This window comes from Streptomyces sp. NPDC127190, from assembly GCF_042672505.1.
Taxonomy (GTDB): domain Bacteria; phylum Actinomycetota; class Actinomycetes; order Streptomycetales; family Streptomycetaceae; genus Streptomyces.
Map to the genome: position 1 here is coordinate 52448 of NZ_JBHXVE010000036.1, position 21720 is coordinate 74167.

Below are 21720 nucleotides of genomic sequence, written 5' to 3' on the forward strand. Positions count from 1 at the left end.
TGCGCGTGCGTACCCACGGGCGGGACGGGACGAGACGGGACGCCTCAGCGGATACGGAGCCTCTTGAGGTGGCGCGTCCGGGCCGCGGCTCGGGGCAGCCCCGCCGTGCGTCCGTGGAAGAACCGGGTGTTGTCGATGACGACGAGCAGCCCGCGGGACCAGACCACGCCCGAGGCGCCCCTCGCTTCGTACATGCGGGCGAGCAGGCGGCCGAGGGCGCCGTTGACGGCTTCCGGCGAAGCGCCGTCCGCCTCGCAGACCCATCGCAGGGTGTCCTGCTGGAAGTCGCGGAAGGAGAAGACCGTGTGGTCCCCGCGGGACCGTACGACGGCAGGGACGCCGGGGGCGTCGGCGTAGCGAGTGGCACGGAGCAGGCGGAGGTCCTCGCCGCTCAGGCCTGCGGCGACCTCGTCCATGGGGACGAGGACGGTGGAGGCGGAGGCGTCGCCCGGTTCCACGCACATGAGCACGATGTAACGGGGCTGGTCCGCGACGGAGCGCCCGCTGCCCTCACTGTGCAGGGACAGGCGATTACTGGCGAAGGGCTGGAGGGACACGTCCTGCGTCGTCCCGGCGTCGGCCCGGAGATTGAGGACGACGCCGTCCTCCACGTAGGGCTGCACGGCCGGGGCGGTCTCGGGTATGGCGGTTCCCAGTGCCGAACCCAGTTTCCTGAAGGCGTCGTTGGGAAGCGGCTCGTCCAGCCGGACGACTCCGAGCCCGTGCCGCAGGAGGTCTCCGTCGAGTCCGTCGAGGATCTCCCCGGGGAAGTCTGCCGCCTTGGCCGGGAAGCCCACGGCGGGCTCGGCCAACTCGGTTTCAGGAGAGAGGAGTTGATCTCTGAGTCGACAGTGGTCGTCCGAGGAATCCTCGGTGAAGCTGCCTTCAAGCATTTTCTACCCCCGCTGAACATGATGTGCGACCGAGGGGCCGGGAACTGCGCGAACCGCCAACCGGGGAAAGGTCGTTCCGGTGGAATCGGCGGTCGCGAGCGGACTTGAACGCGCGGACGCCGTGGTGCTCGGCCGACCGTCAGTTAACCCGAAAGATCAGACGGAGGCTAGACCTCCACCTTGCACAGGAGAGATTTCACGTCCTATGTCCACAAGGTTCCTTGCCGAAAACCAGGCAGGTGGGTTCAACTCCCAAAAATTTCCCGGCGTCTGACGGACTGACGCCCTGTCCGCCTCCTCATCGCCGCAACCAGGGGTTACAGTCCTGGGATCACGGCCTGACCCGTCGGGCGTGATTCAACGAGGGGTGGTGTAGGGGATGTTGGGCGCTCTGTTCACCAGGCAGGTCGAGCGGACTCCTGATGCGGTGGCCGTTTTCCATCCGGATGCTCGCGAGCAACTGACGTATGCAGAGCTCGACCGGGTCGCGGACGGCGTCGCCCGCCAGCTGATCGACCGGGGCGTGGGTCCCGGTTCCTTCGTGGGCGTGTGCCTTCCGCAGGGCTGCCGGCGCATCGCCGCCTTCCTCGGCGTGTGGAAGGCGGGTGCGGCCTATGTGTCGATGGAACCCGATCAGCCCGCCGGCCGCCACCAGTTCATCCTGGACGACAGCGGCGCCTCCTGCGTGATCACCACTCCGGAGCTGGCGGACCGATTCCCGTCCGAGCTGGTCCTCCCGGACGTCGACATGGCTCCGGCCGCGGGTGGTCCGCTCGTCGCGCCGCCCGCCGTCGCACCGGACACTCCGGCCATCGTGTACTACACCTCGGGCACCACCGGCACACCCAAGGGCGTCCTGGTGGGGCACGCGAGCATCGCCCACTTCCTGACGAACGTGGCGGGACCCGACCCGGACCTGTCCCTCTCCCCCGGCGACCGTACGGCTCAGCTCACCAGTCCCGCGTTCGACGCGATCACGTACGAGATATGGGCGACGCTGACGTCCGGCGCCACCCTCGTCATCCTCCCCCGCGAGCTGCTCACCGACGGCGGACTGCTCGCCGAGGAGTTCCGGCGCCACGGCATCACCGCCATGATCACAGCCACGTCGGTCTTCCACGAGATCGCTCTGCAGAACCCCGCCGCGTTCGCGCCCCTGCGGCTGCTGCTCGTCGGCGGCGAGGCCATGGATCCCCGGCGGGCCCGCGACGTGCTCGCAACCCTGTCCGGCACCCTGGCCAACGTGTACGGTCCCACCGAGACCACGACCTTCGTCATCCGGCACGTGGTCTCCGGCGTGACCGACGAGACCCGGATCATCCCGATCGGCACGCCACTGCCCGGTCTACAGGCCCACGTCCTGGACGAGGATCTCCACCCGGTGCCCGACGGCCGGCGCGGCGAGCTGTACATGTCGGGCCCCTGCCTCAGCCTGGGGTACCTCAACCGCCCCGAGCAGACGGCCCGGGCGTTCGTGCCCCATCCGGAACGCCCAGACCTCCTGCTCTACCGCACGGGCGATCTCGTCCGGCGGGATGCCGACGGCGTGCTCGTCTACCTCGGGCGTACCGACCACCAGGTCAAGGTCCGCGGACACCGCGTGGAGCTCGGTGAGATCGAGGCGCGGCTGCTCGCCCACCCTGAGGTCGGGAACGCCTGTGTCGTGGTGCGCGGGGAGGAGGCCGACCGGAGCCTCGCTGGTTTCGTGGTGCCCGCCGCCTCGGCGGAGGCGGGCATGGCCGACCGGGTGCGCGAGGAGCTGGCGCGGGAGTTGCCGGAGTGGATGGTGCCCCGGTTGACGGTGCTCGACCGGCTGCCGCTCACCCCCGTGGGCAAGGTCGACCGCACGGCCCTGGCCGCCTTCGTTCCCCAGCGCGACCAGCGCGAGCGGGACTCCGCGCACGGCGCGCTCGAGGACGGCCTCTCCCCGCTGGAGCAGGTCCTGTCGGCCATGTGGTGCGACCTGCTGGAAGTGGACGCCGTCACGCCCGAGGACGACTTCTTCAGGATGGGTGGCCATTCCATGCTCCTCGGGCGCCTCAGCGCCAGAATCCGCCGCGACCTGGGGATCAGGCCGCCGCTGCGCGCCTTCTACACCCACGCCACGCTCGGTGCGCAGGCACGCATGCTGGAGACCCACGCCCCGGATTCGGCGCGCGTCGCGGCCTTCGCGGCCGGTGCGGGGAAGGAGAGCGGCGCGTGAACACTCATGTCATGCCCTGCGCCAACGTCGCCGAATACCGCGAGCGGGCGAACGCCTGGACCCCGGGCCTGCCCTTCCCCGTGCTGGCGGGTCCCTCGCTGGACCGCTACCGGTCCCTGTTCCCCGAGGCCCGGTTGCCGTCGGTGGACACCGCCCCACGGGCGGGGACGGTGATCAGCGTCGGCGAGGACGCGGGCGCCGTCGGCCGGCTGCTGGCCGTCGCCACGGGCCGTGAGCACCGCGTGGTGGAGCCCGGCGCCCTTGCGGCGGAACTCGTCCCGCGGGCCGGCGAACTCGTCGCAGTAGTCGGCCTGGCCGACGACATCACGGCGTCCGGCGACTGGCCGGGCGCCCACGGCCCCGTGGTCGGCGTCGTCACCGCTCGTGACCTGGCAGCGCTGACCTGCCTGGTCTACCGGAGCCTCACCGCCGACGCGGCGGCCGAGGACCGCGTCTTCGTGGCCACCCACCCCATGCTCGAAGACGCCGAGCTGGCGGACACCAACGAGTTCGAGGACGTCATCGCACTCGGCCGGCGCAGACCGAAGCTGCTGGTGCTCAAGGCGCTGGGCAAGGAGTGCTGCGCGGCTCTGCCCGACGGCATCCTGTGCGGCCGGTCCGACGCGATCGACACCCCGCTGCCCGCCGTCGACCCCGCGTACCGGCACATGCCGTGCATGTACGGCGCAGGATGTCACCGTGCCGACCTGGCGGAGGACCAACGCCTTCCCGCGGCGGAACTGCACGCGACCGTGGTCTTCACCCACAGCTGCTCGTCCATCGCCGTGGGCACCAACGCCTACCCCCACCATGTGGCCCTGGGCCTGGGACTGCTGGAAGGAACCGCCGTCGCGGTCGTGGGCGCGCTGGGCGTCCATATCGTACAGCGGGGAGCGCAGGGAGACCTGGAGAGCGCGCTCGCGGAGAACCTGCCGCTCGGCCGCGCCGTCGAGCGCCTGAACGAGCGGGCCCACCCGATCAACGGCTGGCTGAACCGCTTCGGCCTGCTCGGCGATCCCGGCCTGGTCCTCGGCCTGCCGGCCGGGCGGGCAGCGGGCACCGGGCCGGGCACGGCGGCGGTCATGGCGACGCGCCGTGAGGAAGGGGCGGTCCGGGACCTGGCCCATCTGAGCAACGTGGTCCTGCCGCGCCTGGAACGCTTGTGCTGGCTGGAGCCAGGAGTCGACGCACTCGCCGTGGAAGGGTTCCGGGTCCGCGTGCGCAAGGCCGCCGAGGACTTGCAGGCGCCGGATCTGGCCTCGCATGTTGCCCGGATCGAGACCGATCTCGCCGCATTTCAGCACGCCACAGCCGCTGCGATCGCCCATGAAATTTATGTAAACGGCTGGAACTACGGAGGCCCGTCGCTCGACGGCCTGCGCGAGGTGTCCCAAACGCCTGTGACCTGCCCGAACTGTGCGCGGGACCGGGCCGCCCTCATCACCATGGCGCATGTGGTGCACGCCGGTCTGACGGTGCGGACTCTGCAGTGCCGGCGTTGCGGTGACCTCTGGTGGACCAGTGAGGAATCGGACGAACCGGCATTCGTACTCGAAGGGATGTTGGACACGAATGCCGTGTCGGGTCGCGTCATCGGCCTGTCCCGGACGTTGCGCAACGACTCCGAACATGTCCTGCGCGGCGGAATCGGATTCGCTTTCGCGATGCGCCGATTCCTGGGTCTGCCGCCCGAGGTGAGCGCCCCGATCTGCGTGCCTCCGGGCGGGAAGGAGGAGTTCACGGCAGAGATCGATCTGGTCGGTCATCAGCCGCGCCCGGACGTCCACACCGGAGTCTTCATCGCCATCGTGAACGGGGTGTACATCGCCTCGTCCTCCATGATGCGACTGGCTCCGGCTCCGTCGGGCGACCCCGATCACGTCTCCTGACCCGGAATCGGATTCCGGTCATCGAATGCGCAAGGAAAAGGCCGGTGAGTTCATGCTTCTGCGTTCCGGGCGTGCTCTGTCCAAACTCGGGAAGACTTGCGATCCTTGCGTTCCAGCAGGCATAAGTTGAACCGGAATCCGCAGGACGCCTACAGCGGAGGAGTTCATGGACAGAGCATCGGACAGTCATGCCGTCGTGCGCGAGACCTTGCTGCTGGTACGCCAGCAGTTGAGGGCGCAGACGGAAACGGTCCAGTCGCTGAGCACGCAACTGGAAGAGGCGAAGCGGAAGCTGAACCTTTTGGAGACCCTCAACACCTCGCTGGACGAGTTCCAGCCGGGCCTAGTGGAGACGGCCTCCGCCGTGCGCGCCGTCACGTCGAAGAACTCCACGCAGGCCCCTCCGCCGGAGCCGACCGCCCCAGCGACGGTGATCGTCCACCCCACCGGATTCCGCGCGAGCAAGCCCTTCTCCATTCAGGAGATGCTCCTCAACGTGCTGTCCACGACGGAGGCACTGCGCACGCGGGACCTCGTCACGATCATCGAGCGCCTGCGTGACGAGGGGCAAACGGACCTGCTGCGCGACTCCCGGCGGCCTGATTCCGTCGTGTCGTCGGCTCTCGACCGCTTGTGCAAGAAGGGTCTGGTGCGGAGGGTCGGACGGGGGCGGTACACGCTCATCTGATCGGGACAGGCCCGCAGGCTATGCCTGCGCGGCGGCCACCCTCTCGGCCGCGGCGTCCAGACGGGCCAGCACGCGATCCCGGCCGAGCAACTCCATGGACTCGAACAGCGGGAGTCCGATCGTCCGGCCGGTGACCGCGACCCGGATGGGTGCCTGGGCCTTGCCCAGCTTGAGGCCGTGCTTCTCGCCGACGGCGAGCAGGACGTCCTTCAGGCCGCCCGCCTTCCAGTCCGCGACGGTGGCCAGCTCGGCACGGGCGTCGGACAGGATGTCACCGGCACCTGCCTTCATCGCCTTGTTCCACGACGCCTCGTCCCAGGCCGGCTCGTCGAGGAACAGGAAGTCCACGTAGCTGGTGATCTCCGACAGCAGCGCCAGCCGGGTCTGGGCCAGCGGGACCGCCGCCTCGAAGAGGGCCTTGTCGAACGCCTCCGGGCCCCACGGCGCGTACGGGGCGACCAGCCACGGCGCGCACGCGTCGGCGAACTGCTCCGGCGAGAGAGCGCGGATGTAGTCGCCGTTGAACGCCGTCAGCTTCTTCACGTCGAAGAAGGCCGGCGCAGTGTTGACGTCCTCGATCCGGAAGAGCTGCTCCAGCTCCTCGTACGGCATGATCTCCCGGTCGCCTCCGGGCCCCCAGCCCAGGAGCATGAGGTAGTTCACCATCGCCTCGGGCAGGAAACCCTCGGCGAGGTAGTCCTCCAGCGCCACCTTGTCCCGACGCTTGGACAACTTCTGCCGCTTCTCGTTGACGATCACCGGCAGGTGCGCCCACACCGGCGGCTCGGCGCCCAGCGCCTCCCACAGCAGCTGCTGCTTCGGCGTGTTCGACAGGTGCTCCTCGCCGCGGATGACCTGCGTGATGCCCTGGTCCAGGTCGTCGACCACGTTGGCGATCAGGAAGACCGGGGACCCGTCACCGCGAGCGATCACGAAGTCCTCGATCGCGCTGTTCGGGAACGCCGGCTTCCCACGGACCAGGTCGACCACGACGGTCTCGCCCTCGTCCGGCGTCCGGAACCGCAGCGCCCGTCCCGCCGCGAAGGCCAGACCCCGGTCCCGGCAGAACCCGTCGTACCCGAGGTGGTCCGAGCCCGTACGCTCCTTCAGCTGCTCCCGGGTACAGTCGCAGTAGTACGCCCGGCCGGCCGCGAAGAGCCGCTGGGCCGCGTCCCGGTGCCGATCGGCGTTGTGCGACTGGAAGTACGGGCCTTCGAAGGCCGGGTCCTCCTCGTGGATGCCGATCGCCGCCAGCGCGTTGATGATCCCGTCGACCCACTCCGGCTTGTTCCGGGCCGCGTCGGTGTCCTCGACCCGCAGGACGAACGCGCCGCCGGAGCGGCGTGCCACCGCCCAGTTGTAGAGAGCGGACCGTGCACCACCGACATGAAACATGCCGGTCGGGGACGGGGCGAAACGAACGCGAACCGGGGCAGCAGCCATGGGCCCGACGATACCCGACGGTAAGACCCCCGCCCGGTGAACCGGCAGATCGGTGGCAGGTGGCACGGCTCTGTGCCGGAAACCGGAAGAACCAGCGGATCAATGGCCCTTTGCAGCAGGTTCGAGAATCGCTAGGCACTCCGCAGGCCGTCGGGCGCCAGATACTGTACGGCGCTCAACTCACCGTCCCCGGACGGCCATAGACGGTACTGCTCTCCCAACTGCACAAGGTGCCGTACGCCCTTGTACGCCGCCACAAGTTCGGCCGCCCTGGCCAGCTCCTCGCTCCCCCAACGGTTCAGGTCGCGTCGGGGGTCTTCGGTCATGGTGGTGCCGTTCAACAGCTTCCCCTTTGGTCAGCCCACACGCGCGGGTATTCACCCCCGCCGGTGGCCTGCCAGTCATCCCCAACCCTGGTTCAGCCCACACCCGCGAGTGTCGGTCGGCCCACGCGCCGGAGGCGGACGCCGGCCCTCCAGGACGGTGTCCGATCTGGCCTGTATGGTGCGGGACGCTGGAAGTCTTCCGCCTCAGTAGTCCGGGCCCCAGAAGGATTTCGGCACGCCGGACCCGCCACACCGAACAACACGCCTGCGGACCGTATGGCCGCACGCTGGCGGGAGACCTGGTCCACCGAGGAGCGCCGCACTGAAAGCTGTAGGTTGCTTCTCGGCCCCACTCCCTGACCCCCGCAGGCAAGACCCCAGACCGCGGTGCTGCACCACCGGCGGGATGACGCCGCGGCCAGCGAAGTGGTCCCGTGTCCGGCCCGGTGACCGCGCCCGATGCCCCGAGTCAGGCTCCTCCGACCACAGGTTGCGGGCGTCATTCGGGTCACCGCCCGGCTCCAGGCCGACCAGCTGGCGGGCGGCGTCCAGAAGACGGCCGGTATAGCCGTAGGAGGCGGCGTTCAGCTTCTTCTCCCGGTCCATGACCGAGGCTGGTGGCCGGACTGCCTCGGCACAGCCGCCTTTCTGCAAGATTGTCTGCTTCAGGTTCGCTTGCGTCACCGCCGGAGAGAAAGCGCCTGGGGTGGGCTTCTGATCCGGCCGGAAGACACAGCGCAGGCAGTCGGCATGACAACTCCTCACCAGCAGACCAATGATGCGCTGATACTGCCCCGAGAAGGCATGTCGACTACAACGCCGGCTTGGAGAACGCGTGTACACAGCCGCCTGAAGCCGCGGCGGCGATAGCCAACGTGCCAGCTTGCCGCGGTTGACTGTGCGACGAGGTCTTGCAGTGGGTGTGGCCAGGGCAGGGTTGGGCTGTGGGATGGCTCCGAAGCCGTCCAGCGTGTCCATGTCGAGGTCGTCGACGGCCCTCTTGACAGCCTCCGGAGGCAGGGCGCAACGTCGTCGGGAAGGTCGAGGTAGACGGCCACGCCCGCCGGGCCCGGGTGGCGTCGACGACCTCGTGAGCGACCAGCGCGTACTGACATGGCTCCTCCCGGTGGGTGAGAGCGGGGAAGAGGGTCGGCGCTGGTGGGCGGGAGGCTGGTCTGGAGCTGTTCTCGGCGTTCCTTCCAGGTAAGGATGGCCTGGGCGGTAAGGGCGATCACCGCCCTTGCGAGCGGCGGTCCCACCCACTCAACCGGTCAAAGTGCCCTGGTGGAAGTACATCCGCCAGCCCGTCTCCGTCAGACGCCACAAAGAGCTCCGCCATGCCCGACGACCCTGATTGTCGGCGAAGTACGTCAGATGAACGACGCCCGGAGCAAGGACGACTCCGGACATTTCGCTGACCTTGACCGGAGACTCCGGGGACACCGAGCCGCCACTCGTCACCGTGAGGATCGACTCCACGTCCCACCGGCGCCCAGAAGCCCCGATCTCGGTGAACTCCGGATCCAAGAGCTCCAGGACACGGGCCGGGGAAGCGCGCACCTCGGGATCGAGAAGCCGCATCTCCCCATCAATGGCTGCCTGCACAGCCCGCTGACTCTCATCCGTCATGCCTAAACCCTACGGACGCTGCTTGCCAAAGCACAGTGAATTGATCACCCGATGCGACGACGGCACGGTGGTGCCGGCAAAACTCGCGAACATCTCTCGGCGGAGTGATCACCAACTGACACCGGAACTCATGCACAAGTGCTGCCGCCAAACGCAGCGCTTGCCGCAGAACGGCGCGGATGCCCTCGAAATCCGCGTCCGGCCGCCGGACGGGATCCAACTGAGCTGCCGGGACCCACCTCACCGTGACCGCTTCCGCCTCCTGGCGGACCCGCAGCCCCTTCCCGTCCTGCGCCCTCACCGACGCCATGCGCAAAACCCGCCCAACAGCGCCTTGAAGATCACACGTGAGAACGCCCTGCCACCTCAGCGCACGGGCACCCCGCTCATCGCGTCGTCCTCTCCGGTCGCAGTGGACTCCCGGGCCCGGGCCACCGCCGCGGACAGGGCCCGGCGCACACCAGCGGGCATCTGCCCGCTGGACGGCCAGTGCACCAGGCAGTCGGCCACCTCGCGGAGTTTGATGTTCGTGTGCTGGGAGACCTCCCTGAGCACATCCCAGCCCTGCTCGGGCCGGAGCCCGCCGACACAGATGACCACGCCGATGGCCTGGTCGATCACGGCGTGCGAAACCACGGCCGTGCGCAGCTGGGTCACCTCCTGCTGAAGCGCCGCCAGCTGGTCCGTCTCCTCGTCGTCTCCGGTCATGCCGCCCACCCTCGGCACGGCGCCACACCCGCGCCAGCCACCAAGCGAACGACTTGGCACGCATCCGGCCGAAAAGCGAAAACGGCCTGCTCAGCCCCGCATGATCGGGTGATGCCCGGGCATGGGCGAGGCGTGGAGACACTCACCTTCGACAGCGCGGACCTGGAGGTCACAGAGGACTTCCTCAGCCGCGCCTACGCCCGGATGCGCATCGGCAGCAGCACCCCGGAAGCCAGCCGGGCCAGGATCCGGCGGACCGCCATCGCGCCGGTGAGTGTCGACGAACTCGTCCTCGACTTCGAGATGAGCTACTCGGTCACGCCGCTCGGGCGCATCTGTCTGTGCCACGTGTACGAGGGAACCGTGCGGGACCATCGTTTCCAGGGCGTGGAGGACACCTTCGGACCGGGTGACGTAGTGCTGCTCGCCCCGCCCGACCTGCCGTACTCCGGGCGCATCTGCAACGCCCGCTACAACATCACGATGCTGGACCCAGCGCTGCTGGGCCAGGTGGCCGGCGGCGCCGACGACGCGCGGCCGGTACGGCTGACGGGGCACCGGCCACGCTCGGCGGCCGCGGCCGGTCAGCTGAGCCGGACCATCGCCCACCTGCGGGACTCGGTGCTGGCCGACCCGGAGACCGCCGACCAGCCGCTCATCGCCGCAACCGCCGCGCAGTACCTCGCGGCGAGCGTCCTGAACGCCTTCCCGAACACGGCCCTGCCCGAGCCGACCGCGGCCGACCGCCGCGACGCGCATCCCGCGGTACTGCGCCGGGCGCTCGCCTACATCGACGACCACGCCGACCAGCCGATGACGGTCGCCGACATCGCCGCCGCGGCCCATGTGACCGTGCGCGCACTGCAGTACGCCTTCCGGCGGCACCTGGACACCACCCCGCTGGCCCACCTGCGCCGAGTCCGGCTCGCCCACGCCCACCAGGAACTGGCGACCGCCACACCGGACAGCGGGGCAACCGTCACGGCGATCGCGGCCCGCTGGGGTTTCCATCACCCGGGCCGCTTCGCTGCCCTGTACCGCGACACCTACCGGCGCACGCCCCGCACCACCCTGACCGGCGACTGAGCACAGGGGTAGCAGCAACCGCCGTCAGCGAGTGACCGGCTGGGCGTGGTGCAGGCCGCGGTGGTGACCGCGCTGGTGTAAGCGGCGGTTGCCCTTACTGAGGGCAGGAACGCCAGCTGACAAGCAACAGCGGACGCCGCCTTCGAATCGTGTGCATGGCCGGGCCGATCGCTCTGTGGCTCAGCGTCGACGACGAGCGCCTGTCGTCCCTCCCGGCCACCGCCGCAGCCGTCGCAGCCGAGGACTCACCGCTCTTCCTCCAAGACCACACGGCAAGACTGCAGAAACTGCACGACTACGGGGTCGTGCTCCTGGCCGTCCGGTACGACCGGTCACGCGGCCCGAACGGCTCCGAGGGCGCGGGCCAGGTGGCGCAGCTCGGAGCGTGCCGCCAGCACCGGGACGGTCTCCCCGTAGGGGTGCCACCACAGCCGTACGGACAAAACCAGCAGACGGCGCCGTAGGGCGGAGGTGTCGCGGGGGCGGGGTGCGGCGCGCGCTTGGCAGGTGACGTTCCAGGCGCCTTGCGTCTGGACTGACCCGTCTCATCGAACTTTGATCAGTCTCAGCGAAGATTGACCACAGGCGGGTCCGCCATCAGACGGCCCAGCAGCCATGGCGAGGGTGATCTCCATGTCGTCGCTCCAAGAGCAGACCTCCAGCCAGGAGAGGTACCCGGCCTGGGCGAAGACCAGGACTTCGCCAGGGCAGTCGCAGTTCTCGGTGTAGATCTGGGCGTCGGCGGCCACCACCGTGCCCGGCCCGGACGGTGCCGGCTGAACCGAGACCGTGTCGAGGTCGAAATAGGCCGTGCCGCATCCGCACGTACAACGCCCTTGCACGCGCAGGTGCGGCAGCTGGGCGCGGAGCGCAAGGTGAACGGGGTCATCGTCGCCAAGGAGGGCGTCAAGCACCTCAGCCACGTCGGGAGGAAGGTGCTCAGTCACGTCCGAACCGTACCTGACCTGCGACGTCAAAGTTCTATGAGACGAATCCCGGACGGTCAAACTTCGTTGAGAGGGGTCATGGACCAGGTCGTCGGGAAAGTCGGTCACGTCCACACCGGCATGAGATCTCCTACTCGAATTGGATGTGCAGGACGGCCTGGTAGCCGATCGCGAGCATGTCGGTTTGGTGTCCCGCCAGGCTGTCGGCTTGACCGCCGCTGTTCTGACGAACCGGATTTTGACTGGGCCCTGCCCGCCAACGAGGGACATGTGGGGCGCCGTGGCTGCCTGATACGTATCCGGGGTTCCGACTTCCAGGCCACTGCCGTCCGGTTCAGTCGATGCCGCCCTCGGCATCGGCGGCGGCCAGGAGAGCAGCGAGGATACGCTCCTGCCGTTGACGGCCCGTCTGATGAGGCGCTGGTGAGCAGTCTGCAACGGGCCGAGCTCGGCCGGCAGGTCTCGCCACGGCGAGTTGGTGCGGTACCTCCATGCGATGGCGGCGGCGGTCGGCCCACCGCCTCCCGCGAACCGGATCGGCCAGCATCAGTGGCGCGATCCTGCCCCACATCGCATCAGTGATCACTCGTCCGACAGGCACATCCGGTCAACCGGGTAACCAGCCAGGCGGACACGTGTCAGGACTACCCACCCCAAGCCGGAAGTTCGGCTGCGGTGACAATGCTGCGGACACCCAGATCCGCCCGCCGGGCCGGGGCTGTCTGGTCCACAATGACGGAGCAGCCGGCCCACTGCCCGCCGCATTCCTCGACCATCGACCGCACAGCCGACGCCTGGCTGCCCGTTTCGATCCAGTCATCGACCAGCAGCACCCGGTCTTCGGAGTGCACCACCATCCGCTGCAGACGCAGCTCCTGGCGAGTACCCCGGTAGTCGGGGTCGCTGCACCTGGTGACCTTCTCCCCGGGGAAGATCCCCTCGCCCTTGCGTACCGCGACGAAGCCGATGCCGAGCTCGACGGCAACTGCCGCGCCCAGCAGGAACCCCCGCGACTCGATGCCGCAGACTGCCGTGACGCCTTCTTCCCGGAACGGCTCGGCCAGTGCACGGACCACCGCAGCAAGAGCCTCGGGGTCACGGAAGAACTGCCAGACGTCAGCGTGGCCGCCGATCCAGCGGAAGCGTTCAAGGACCAGGCCGCGCGCGTGAGACATCATGATCGCGAGTGTGCGGACGAACTGGCAGCCGGGCAAGCGGATTCTCCGCTCGGGGAACACAGACAGGCAAGCGGCACTCCCCGTTCGCCGTAATCCTCATCCGGGCCCGACGCTGACCAAAGAGACAGAACCTCGTCGACGTACACCCAACTTGCCTATTTCGCTGCGCCATTGACTGCCTCTCACCTGCCCGTCATGTTCTGTCCGCCGCTTCCAGCGACGAGCGAGAGGTGATCTCATACGACGAACCGAATACGACGCGAGCCAGGCCGGCAAGCGCCTGAATGTGCCCGCAGCCGCCTTCCGGTGGGCCCAACACACCGGCATCCCCGCCCCGGACGCGGTCCCAGAAGCCCTTGCCGTCCCCTGTTGCCAGGCGGTCGGCCTCGGATTCAGATGCGAAGAGCCCGTCCAAGAGCGCGAGAACGTCTTTGACGGTGCGTACGGTCCGGTCCATCCACCCCTCCCTTTCGACCGATGCCGATCATAGGAGCGAGGATGACAAGAGACCAGGTCAGGCGGTGTATGGCGGCGGCTGGAATGGGCTGCTGCGGGCCTGGGGATCGCCGGCGCGCAACCCACCCCAGACCTCGACTCCGCGTCCGCCCAGCCAGTCGTCAGGGTCCGCAAAGGGGCCATCCTCGGCCGCCGCGGGGAGACTATTCCGACGAGTTTTCCAGCGGTCCTACAGGACGAACGTTAGCTGATGCGGCACTAGATACCTTCTGAGTGCGGTCGTGGATGCGCTGTCCGCAGGCGCCTGTGTACGAAGGTCAGCGGTGTTCCGACAAGCGCACGGCGGACGCCTGTTGTTCGCTTCGTCGATGCGGCCCTTGGCCAGGTCACGACCCGCCCCCGCGTAGCACAGCCGGATGAGGCCGTTGGCCCATTGGGCAGGTCTCCACGGGTGGGGTGTGCCTTGCGGCACGCTCGTTCAATCGTGCGCGTGCCCTGCCACCGATCTTGCGTATGCCGGCGCGTGTCTTGTTGAGTGTTCGGGTCATATCTGCGATCACTTGCATGGATTCTCCGAACTGATCGAAGATTCCGGAAGCGGATGGGGCCCACACGCCTTCTGGTGCATGTTGTTCTACTGCCTGCTTGCACGTGGTGATGAGCTCCGTCATGAGGCGGTGGAACTCGGCCAGATCCCCCTCGGTGAAGTCGCCTTCCGTCAGCCGATGGGCCTCCCACGTTCTTGGCACGCGCATACCCAGACCTCCAGTTGATTGAAGTAGGAATGTGGGCTAGGAGTCCATGGGCGTACTTCCGGTAGGCCGCCTATCGCCCCAGCTGAAAGTTCATCCGGTATCCATCGAGGACGTGGTATCGCGAGGATGGTGCTACGAGCAGGCGCGAAGTGTCAACGATCATTTTCGGCTAGGAAACGATCGTTGACAGGGCGGTTCGGGTTGGACGGATGAGGATGTGCCAGGGTCGGCCGATAGCATCGGGGCGGAGGACAGATGCCCGACTCGCACAGTTTGGCGAACTGCGGGGTCTCGCAGAGTCTGGGGGCTTCCGGAGGCTCATCAGGATGGGGCCAGTTGGCACTGGGTCAGGTTCGTGCGCCAGTACGCGGCGACCAGGAGCACACGGTCTTCCAGCAGCACTCTCTCGGGCCGACCTTCCGCACCGGGTCAGCACACCGTCCCAGTCCGCTTCTCGCAAACCTCCGAGCATCCGACGAGCCCGGGACGAACGCCCGTCGGCAGCGTGAGGGTCCGCAGCCCGCCGCCAAACACTGCTGGCCGGGCCGGCAGGACCCGTGGTCATCGGTTCTGTTGCAGTACGCGATCAGGAGCAACTGCTCCGGCCCGTCCACCCCTTCGGCCTCAAGCACCATCGCGATGTGCTTGATGGTCACGTCGAGGCTCCCTCTGCGCCGTCGCGGACCTGACCGTTCACGGGCACGCGGTGAGCCGGGTCAGGGGTGGTCCGGGTGGTGCTCGGTCTGGCGCTCCCGGCCTGGCCGATCGTCACCAACGCGTGTCGTGCAGGGGTTGCCGTCGACGAGCGAGGGTGTGACGTTGCGTCTGAGATCGTCACGGCTGCTCTCAATTCCGTTGAGCACCCGGCCGGGAGTGCGGGTCTGCGACTCCCAGGGTGCTGACGTCCGTTCATGACGGAACGTGCACTTTTGAACTTTCACCCAATGCGTTCGCGTGGATGCGTAGCGTTCCAGGGTCGGATATTGCTACGCCGATGCGAAGCGATGTCAACGAACGTTCAAGCCATGCAACGAATGTTCGTTGACTCTAGGCTGTGTGCGGTCAGGGGCATACGGTGGCCCCTGTCGCCCCACACCACGTTCCGGCCGCGAGGAAGACGCCTGTGACTGAGCCCCAGCCCACGATCGAGGAACTACTCAGATCCGTGGAGGAGTTGTGTGTGGTCAGCGGGAAGAGCGCCGACGACGTCCTGGACGTCACGGCGCTTTCCCTCACGACCGGCCTGACCGAGGCGGACGTGCGGACCCTGCTCGCCGGCGGCGCCCCTGCGGAGGTCAAGGCGGACGTCATGGTCCGCGACCGCGTGCGTTTCCTGTACGAACGTCATACCACGGCCGACGGTACTCCGCAGGACATCCACGACATCGCCGCCGCGATCGACCAAACCACCACGTGGACCAGGAAACTCGTCGCCGGGGAGGCAAAGCCGAACATCATCGTCGGTGCCGCCCTGTGCAAGGCGTACGGCGTCCCGGCTGACTTCCTGACCGCTCAGCCGGCCGACGCACTGCGGCGGGAACTGCGGCGGATCGTCTTCGACCTGAAGGTGGAGACCAACCCGGGGCAGGTGCTCGCCGACCTCAACGTGCGCAGCGTCAATGGACGGAGGAGCAGCTACAACAAGCCCGAACTGGCCCAACTCGCAAAACTCGTCGCATCCATCGTCTCGGACCTGGACACAGTCCGGGGCGAGCTCAAGCGCCTGGGCAACCAGGAGGACCCCAGTTGAAGAGAGCCACAGCGCGCAAGACCGCCAAGGACCAGCGCAAACTCATGGCTGACCTCGGCGCGGGCGTTGCCGCGAAAGTCGACGTTCCCGCCGAACCGCACGCCGTGTTCGCCGCTCTGTGCGAGGTCATGAGCGAGCGCCGGGGCGGACGGCCGGTCACGCTGATCACGCGCGCGTTCCCCGAGAACATGGCGGACACCACAGGCCTGTGGCTGGATGTGCAGGACGCGGACGTCATCGTCATCGAGGAGAACCTGTCCCCCGACCACCAACTGGTTGTCCTCGGGCATGAGCTGTGGCACATGCACGCCGGCCACTGCGGGCACGACCTCGGCAACGCCGCGGTCACCACCCGCGCGGCGCTGAGCGACCAGATCGAATGGGCCCAGTTAGCGCGCCACATAGCCACCCGCTCCCACTCCAACCAGGAGGACGAACTCGAGGCGGAGGGCTTCGGTCTCCTCCTCAGCAGCCGGATGGCCGGCTGGCTCGCGGTCCCGGGCGCCCGCCGGCTCGACGACGTGGCGCGCCGCATCGGCGTCTCGCTCGGCTACCCGGGAGCGCAAGGCTGACATGACGATCAGTGACACCTTCTGGATCACAGCCGTGGTGCTGGGCGTGGGGCTGTTCTACAAGGTGCCGGCCGTGCTGCGCGGAGGCCGCAACCCCCTCGCACGGCAGGTCGGCGGGCTCCTGATAGCCGCAGTCGGGGTCTTCTTCTTCGCTGCACCGTCCGTCATAGCCGCCATGAACGACCTGACAGGGATCACCAACTTCTCGGCTCCCTGGGTCTACAGCCTCCTCACCGGTTTCAGCGCTTCGTGCCTGCTGCTGATCATCAAGTGGCGCGGCGGCACGCCGGAGAGCATCCGGCGCGCGACCTGGTACGTCTACGGAAGCTACGGCACCGTGGCGCTCGGCCTGTGGATCTGCTTCGCACTCGGCGACCACCACGTCGAACGCACCCGGGATTTCGACACGTACTACGCCACCACCCCGTGGTCGCGCGAAATGATCCTGCTCTACCTGCTCGCGCACACCGTGGCCGTATTGCTCACCTCCGCCCTGCTGTGGACCTGGGAAAGCCGGGTCCGCGGTACCGGGTGGCTGCACGTCGGCGTCGTCATGCTCACCGTCGGCTATGCCATGAACCTGCTCTACGACATCGCCAAGCTGATCCCCGTCATCGCGCGGTGGAACGGCCGCGATGACCTCAACTGGATGAGCACCGACCTCGCCCCGCCCATCGCCGCTGTGGTGGGCCTGCTGATCGGCTTTGGCTTCGTCGTCCCCCACGCCGGAGAACGCATGGCGCAACGCCTGGCGGCCAGCCGCGAGTACCGGGCTCTCGCCCCCCTCGCCCAGGCCCTGCAGCAGGTGCCGGCCGCGTCCAGTCCGGTCACGATCAGCCGGTTCTCCTCGCTTCAGCTGCGCCTGACGCACCGCAGGACCTTCGTCCGTGACGCGGTGCGACAGCTGCACGCCTACATCGACTACGACCGCCGCGAGCAGGACCTGCGTGCCCATCGGTCCCAGGGCAAGACCCCCTCTGAGGCCGAAGCCCTCGCCGACGCCGCGGCCATCAAGGCAGCCGTCGGCCGCCTCCGATCCGGCGGCACCCAACCAGCGGCCCCGGCGCGGCCGCTGGCAGACGGCGCCGCTGACCTCGTATCCATCTCCCGCGCCCTGCGCGAACTCCCCAGCGACGCGGTCCACCGGACTGCCGCAGACGAAAGTGCAGTCAGATGACCAGCAGCGCTCCAGGTAGCCCCACTCGCCCCCGCCGTGCCATCGTCATCGGCGGAGGCCTGACGGCGATGCTCACCGCGAGCGTCCTGTCGGAGATGACGGACGTCCTCGTCATCGAACGCGACGTCCTGCCGGACCGGCCCGCACCCCGCACCGGCCTGCCCCAGGCCGCCCACACCCACATCCTCTGGTCCGGCGGTGCCGAGGCCATGGAGTCGCTGCTGCCAGGCACGCTCAAGGAACTCGACGAGGCCGGCGCCCACCGTATCCCCCTCACGACCGGCATGGTGGCCTACAGCCCCAAAGGCTGGTTCCGCCGCTGGGCCGAGAGCCACTACGCCATCACCTGCAGCCGTGACCTCCTGGACTGGGTGGTCCGGCGTCGTGTGCTGAGCAAGGCCGGAAACAGCATCACCGTCATGGAGCGCACCGCCGTCATCGGCCTGACCGGCGACGCCACCGCGGTCACCGGCGTCACCACTCGTCACGAGGACACCGGCGAGCACGACACCCTCCTCGCCGACCTGGTCGTCGATGCCAGCGGCCGCGCCTCACGCATCCCCCATTGGCTGCGGACCCTGGGCACACAGCCACCGGCCGTCCGCGAGGTCGACTCCGGACTCGTCTACGCCAGCCGCGTCTACCAGGCCCCCGACGGCCTCCCCGCGAACTGGCCCATCATCAACGTCCAGGCCGACCCGCCGGGGCACGGTCCCGGGCGGTCCGGTGTCATCACACCCCTCGAGGGCGGCCGCTGGCTCGTCACTCTCACCGGCACCCGCGGGGGCCAGCCGACCAAGGACCCTGACGAATTCGAGGACTTCGCCCAGAGACTGCGCCACCCGATCGTCGGACATCTGATCAGCAGGGCCACCCCTCTCAGCACCATCAGCGTGACGCACATGACGGCCAACCGGCGCCACTTCTACGAGAAGACATCGCTCCCTGACAACCTGCTGGTCATGGGCGACGCCGTGGCCTCGTACAACCCGACGTACGGACACGGCATGACAGTCACCGCCCAGGCCGCCGTGATCCTCCGCGACACCGTCCGGCAGCACGGGTGGGGCTCACTCGGTCTCACCCGCCGGGTGCAGCAAGCCATCGCGCGGCCGGTCGCCACAGCCTGGGCCTTCGCTACCGGAACGGACGTGTTCTACGCCGGCGCCACCAAGACCGGCCCGACCGCCGGCGAGCGCCTGGCCGCCGCTTTCGTCAACCGCCTCATCTACACCGCCACCGGCTCCGGCCCCGTCGCCCGCGCCGTCACCGACGTGATGACACTCCGGGACGGCCCCGAGCGGCTGGCCCGGCCCGACGTCCTCATCCGCGCCCTGATCGGCCCGGTGAAACCACCACTCGAGGAACCGCCCCTCACCCCGGAGGAGCGAAAGGCCGTCGGCTACGCCTGACCGAGAGGCTTGTCTCCCGTCTGAGAGACTTTCGAGTGTCAGCAAAGACGGGCCCGGAGCGTATGTGCGGGTGTTGGTCACCAGCTCGCTCACCACCAGCCAGCTGCACTATGTGCCTCGCCCGCTCGGATACTGGCACCCTGTGCTCGGCCTGCAGTCCGCTGCCAGGCGCCGTACGGCCTCCTGCGCGTCGATGCCGGCCACGCAGGCCAGTCCCGTGCCGTCGTAGTAGCCGACGTTGGCCAGGGTCGCGATGCGCCGCCGGCCTACCGCGGCGACGAGGACGCGTGCGATCTCCGGCCGGTGGCCGACCACCGCCTCCCACAGCACGGTCGTACCGTCCTCCCGGGCGTCGACGTACGCGCCCGGCCAGCTCCGCGACGACCTCGGGCAAGCCGAACGCCACGGCCCGGTGCAGGGGCCGTTCCCCGCACGGCAGCGCCTCCGGATCGGCGCCCTGGTCGAGCCGTCGCCGGATGTCCCGGTGGTCCCGCCCGCCCTCCCAGTCGACGCCGCCCTCCCAGCCGTCCCCCGGGGCCCCGGCCCCATGTCGTCTCCCGAGCGCCCGACGGCACTCTGCCGCACACCGACCACCCTTGCAGACGGGTCCGACAACGCCACCGTCGTCACGGGGACCGTGGGCGCCGGCGCCACCGGTCTGCCGTGGGTCGTGCCCTCGCCGAACATCCCGACGCCCGCGACCGCCGCCGTCTACCCGGCACCTGTCTGTTCGAGGGCACCAACATCTCGGAGGGCCGCGGTACGACGCAGCCTTTCGAGATCGTCGGGACGCCGTACGTCGACGCGGCGGCTGGCCCCCTATCTTGCCGAACTCGGCCTTCCCGGAGTGCACTTCCGTGACCTGCGGTATGTCCCGACCTTCCGCAAGCACGCCGGGAGGCCGCGTAGTGGCAGCGGTCACGGTCGTCCTGGACCACACCACCGCCGCAGTGCTGTTCGGCCCGAAGGATCCGTTCAACGAGGCGGTCGCCGCGTTCTACGTCCAGGCCTCTGGCGGAGTCGGTGACCTGCATGCGCCGGTGCTGTCGCTGACGGCCAGCGACACCGAGCGGCCCGGCCTGCTCGGCTACATCAAGGGGCTGCGATTCATCCGGATCGAGGCATTCGACCGACGCCGCCGTCACCGCCACCGCACTGCTGCGCTTCGGGCACTCCTGGGCTGCCGTCCACGCCATCCACGCCGCCCGCCCCTCCGCTGCCCATCCCGCCGGGGGGTATCTGCTCGCCCTGACCCCCAAGGCTTACGCGGGCACCGCCGTCCAGGCCGTCCACCCCAACCAGTAGCCGTCCGCCGCCCCGGCGGGAGAAGGAGGTGCCCTCGATTGCCCTGTTCAGGGCCAGGTTGAGGCGGCGGGAGCAGTCGAGCAGGCCGACGCCCCGGCCGAGGAGATCGTGGTTCTTGTTCCAGCGTTCGAGTGTGGTCTACTCGCATACTCCGCCAGGGCGGAACGGGTTGATGGTGACCCAGCATCCGGCGTGGGCGTGGACCTCGAGCCGGACTTTGTCGCAGAGATTTCGCCAGAGGTGCCATCGGTCGCTGACCTGCACCGTGTCGGGCAGGGCTCGGCGGACGGCCTTGGCATAGGTGGCCGAACCATCCCGGCACACGACCTCGACACCAGGATGATCGCGCAGCCAGAACTCCAGGGTGGCCGCCTCGCGGTCGGGCAGGACCGCGACGCGTCTGCCGGTCTCGGCATCCGTGATGATCGTGGCGTAGCGGTGGCGGCGGCGCAGGGCGAAGTCGTCCACGCCGATCACCCGCGGGACCGCCTGCTGCGGCAACGGCAGGCGCCGCAGCAGGCGCAATGCGGTACTGCGGGAGACGGGCACGGCCAGAAGGCCAGCCAGGCGTCGGGCCGCCCGGCCGCATAACTCCCCCGTCACCTGGATAGCTGCCCGACAAGACGCACCGTGCGGCGCTGATGGCGCTCCAGCAGTCCTGGAATCTGCTCGCGGAAGGTCTGCCGCTGGCAGCCCAGGACCGGACAGGCCAGCCGCCGTACGCGCAGGTGGACGACGACCTGGCGGCCGTCGACAGGCACGTCCCTCACCGTTCGGTGGTGATAGCCGTGCACCTTCGCCGTCGGCGTCCCGCACACCGGACACGGCACTGCCAGCCCCGCCCAACTCCCTGACCTCTCCAGCCGGCCTTCCCCCACTGCCCCGAGAAGGACACCACGATCCAGGTCAATACCGCAGCGGCACTCAACACGCAGGACTTGACGGGGAACCGCCGATCCCCATCACGCACACCGGGATCATCCCGCAAGGGAGATCACCAAATCCAGCACTCTGGAAAACTGGTCGCCCGTCCCATCGGCATCTGTCCTCTCAACGCCCGCGCTTCCGGCGCTTACGCTTGGCCTGCTCCAGGGCGTGCTTGCGCTCAGCCTCGTCCTGTCTTCGCCTCTTGGCCTCAGCTGCGGCCGACGACTCCCAGGCTTACGCCCTCGCTGCCTGATAAGCAGCTAGAGCGAGCCTCCTAAGGGAGTGTCAGCCCGGGGCTGTTCCCGACCCGGATCCTGGCATCAGCTAGGGAACTAAACCTTGATCCCGGTCACGGGGTGAAGAGGGAAACCAAACA

Annotated in this window: 18 protein-coding genes and 4 pseudogenes; 10 read left to right on the forward strand and 12 right to left on the reverse strand. The window is 68.6% G+C overall.

Features of this window, described 5'->3' with window-relative positions:
* Positions 1-44 precede the first annotated feature (44 nt).
* On the reverse strand, positions 45-812 hold the full coding sequence (locus ACFVIU_RS35285; protein ID WP_385847620.1) for a TauD/TfdA family dioxygenase: 768 nt from the start codon (positions 810-812) through the stop codon (positions 45-47).
* A 460-nt stretch (positions 813-1272) separates the two neighbouring features.
* On the opposite strand from ACFVIU_RS35285, the gene ACFVIU_RS35290 reads away from it, so the two are divergent.
* From ACFVIU_RS35290 to ACFVIU_RS35300, 3 genes are all read left to right on the forward strand, one after another.
* The gene (locus ACFVIU_RS35290; protein WP_385847622.1) at positions 1273-3096 is read left to right on the forward strand and encodes a non-ribosomal peptide synthetase; all 1824 of its coding nucleotides are present in this window, start codon (positions 1273-1275) and stop codon (positions 3094-3096) included.
* On the forward strand, positions 3093-4985 hold the full coding sequence (locus ACFVIU_RS35295; protein ID WP_385847623.1) for a hypothetical protein: 1893 nt from the start codon (positions 3093-3095) through the stop codon (positions 4983-4985). The genes ACFVIU_RS35290 and ACFVIU_RS35295 overlap by 4 nt, the downstream gene beginning before the upstream one ends.
* Positions 4986-5151: 166 nt before the next feature.
* Positions 5152-5673 (forward strand): hypothetical protein, encoded by a 522-nt coding sequence (locus ACFVIU_RS35300; RefSeq protein WP_385847625.1) that lies wholly within the window; start codon positions 5152-5154, stop codon positions 5671-5673.
* A gap of 18 nt (positions 5674-5691) precedes the next feature.
* On the opposite strand, the gene gltX is transcribed toward ACFVIU_RS35300, so the two are convergent.
* From gltX to ACFVIU_RS35320, 4 genes are all read right to left on the reverse strand, one after another.
* The gene (gltX, locus tag ACFVIU_RS35305) at positions 5692-7068 is read right to left on the reverse strand and encodes a glutamate--tRNA ligase (protein ID WP_385847648.1); all 1377 of its coding nucleotides are present in this window, start codon (positions 7066-7068) and stop codon (positions 5692-5694) included.
* Positions 7069-7247: 179 nt separating this feature from the next.
* Positions 7248-7442, reverse strand: a complete 195-nt coding sequence (locus ACFVIU_RS35310) for a hypothetical protein (RefSeq protein WP_385847626.1) — start codon at positions 7440-7442, stop codon at positions 7248-7250.
* 1263 nt (positions 7443-8705) lie between these two features.
* Complete coding sequence (locus tag ACFVIU_RS35315; RefSeq protein ID WP_385847627.1) at positions 8706-9071, reverse strand: DUF4440 domain-containing protein; 366 nt, start codon at positions 9069-9071, stop codon at positions 8706-8708.
* A gap of 366 nt (positions 9072-9437) precedes the next feature.
* A complete protein-coding gene (locus tag ACFVIU_RS35320) occupies positions 9438-9779 on the reverse strand; it encodes an ANTAR domain-containing protein (protein ID WP_385847628.1) in 342 nt (113 codons plus the stop codon).
* A 132-nt stretch (positions 9780-9911) separates the two neighbouring features.
* Here ACFVIU_RS35320 and ACFVIU_RS35325 point away from each other — a divergent pair, with 132 nt between their 5' ends.
* Positions 9912-10865, forward strand: a complete 954-nt coding sequence (locus tag ACFVIU_RS35325; protein WP_385847629.1) for a helix-turn-helix domain-containing protein — start codon at positions 9912-9914, stop codon at positions 10863-10865.
* A gap of 155 nt (positions 10866-11020) precedes the next feature.
* Entirely contained in the window at positions 11021-11329 is a 309-nt protein-coding gene (locus tag ACFVIU_RS35330) for a hypothetical protein (RefSeq protein WP_385847630.1), read from the forward strand.
* An 81-nt stretch (positions 11330-11410) separates the two neighbouring features.
* Here the strand turns inward: ACFVIU_RS35330 and ACFVIU_RS35335 are convergent, their stop codons facing one another.
* The 5 genes and pseudogenes from ACFVIU_RS35335 to ACFVIU_RS35355 all read right to left on the reverse strand — a co-directional run.
* Complete coding sequence (locus tag ACFVIU_RS35335) at positions 11411-11812, reverse strand: hypothetical protein (protein ID WP_385847631.1); 402 nt, start codon at positions 11810-11812, stop codon at positions 11411-11413.
* A gap of 352 nt (positions 11813-12164) precedes the next feature.
* Positions 12165-12413 (reverse strand): annotated as a pseudogene (locus ACFVIU_RS35340) (transposase); the annotation flags it as partial.
* A gap of 43 nt (positions 12414-12456) precedes the next feature.
* Entirely contained in the window at positions 12457-12990 is a 534-nt protein-coding gene (locus ACFVIU_RS35345; protein WP_385847633.1) for a phosphoribosyltransferase family protein, read from the reverse strand.
* A gap of 193 nt (positions 12991-13183) precedes the next feature.
* Entirely contained in the window at positions 13184-13447 is a 264-nt protein-coding gene (locus tag ACFVIU_RS35350) for a hypothetical protein (RefSeq protein ID WP_385847634.1), read from the reverse strand.
* Between the two features lie 1081 nt (positions 13448-14528).
* A pseudogene (locus tag ACFVIU_RS35355) lies at positions 14529-14618 on the reverse strand (IS5/IS1182 family transposase); the annotation flags it as partial.
* A gap of 706 nt (positions 14619-15324) precedes the next feature.
* Between ACFVIU_RS35355 and ACFVIU_RS35360 the strand changes: the two are divergent.
* From ACFVIU_RS35360 to ACFVIU_RS35375, 4 genes are read left to right on the forward strand one after another with little or no spacing between them, the layout of a single operon-like run.
* Positions 15325-15951: a hypothetical protein gene (locus ACFVIU_RS35360; protein WP_385847635.1), complete on the forward strand. Its 627-nt coding sequence runs from the start codon at positions 15325-15327 to the stop codon at positions 15949-15951.
* Positions 15948-16523: an ImmA/IrrE family metallo-endopeptidase gene (locus tag ACFVIU_RS35365; protein ID WP_385847637.1), complete on the forward strand. Its 576-nt coding sequence runs from the start codon at positions 15948-15950 to the stop codon at positions 16521-16523. Before ACFVIU_RS35360 ends, ACFVIU_RS35365 begins: the two co-directional genes overlap by 4 nt.
* Before the next feature lies 1 nt (position 16524).
* A complete protein-coding gene (locus ACFVIU_RS35370) occupies positions 16525-17700 on the forward strand; it encodes an MAB_1171c family putative transporter (protein WP_385847639.1) in 1176 nt (391 codons plus the stop codon).
* The gene (locus tag ACFVIU_RS35375) at positions 17697-19112 is read left to right on the forward strand and encodes an NAD(P)/FAD-dependent oxidoreductase (RefSeq protein WP_385847640.1); all 1416 of its coding nucleotides are present in this window, start codon (positions 17697-17699) and stop codon (positions 19110-19112) included. Before ACFVIU_RS35370 ends, ACFVIU_RS35375 begins: the two co-directional genes overlap by 4 nt.
* Positions 19113-19220: 108 nt before the next feature.
* Here the strand turns inward: ACFVIU_RS35375 and ACFVIU_RS35380 are convergent, their stop codons facing one another.
* The gene (locus ACFVIU_RS35380) at positions 19221-19442 is read right to left on the reverse strand and encodes a hypothetical protein (protein WP_385847642.1); all 222 of its coding nucleotides are present in this window, start codon (positions 19440-19442) and stop codon (positions 19221-19223) included.
* A gap of 319 nt (positions 19443-19761) precedes the next feature.
* Between ACFVIU_RS35380 and ACFVIU_RS35385 the strand changes: the two are divergent.
* A pseudogene (locus ACFVIU_RS35385) lies at positions 19762-20025 on the forward strand (DUF1343 domain-containing protein); the annotation flags it as partial.
* A gap of 437 nt (positions 20026-20462) precedes the next feature.
* On the opposite strand, the pseudogene ACFVIU_RS35390 reads toward ACFVIU_RS35385, so the two are convergent.
* Positions 20463-21244 (reverse strand): annotated as a pseudogene (locus tag ACFVIU_RS35390) (ISL3 family transposase); the annotation flags it as partial.
* Positions 21245-21720 lie beyond the last annotated feature (476 nt).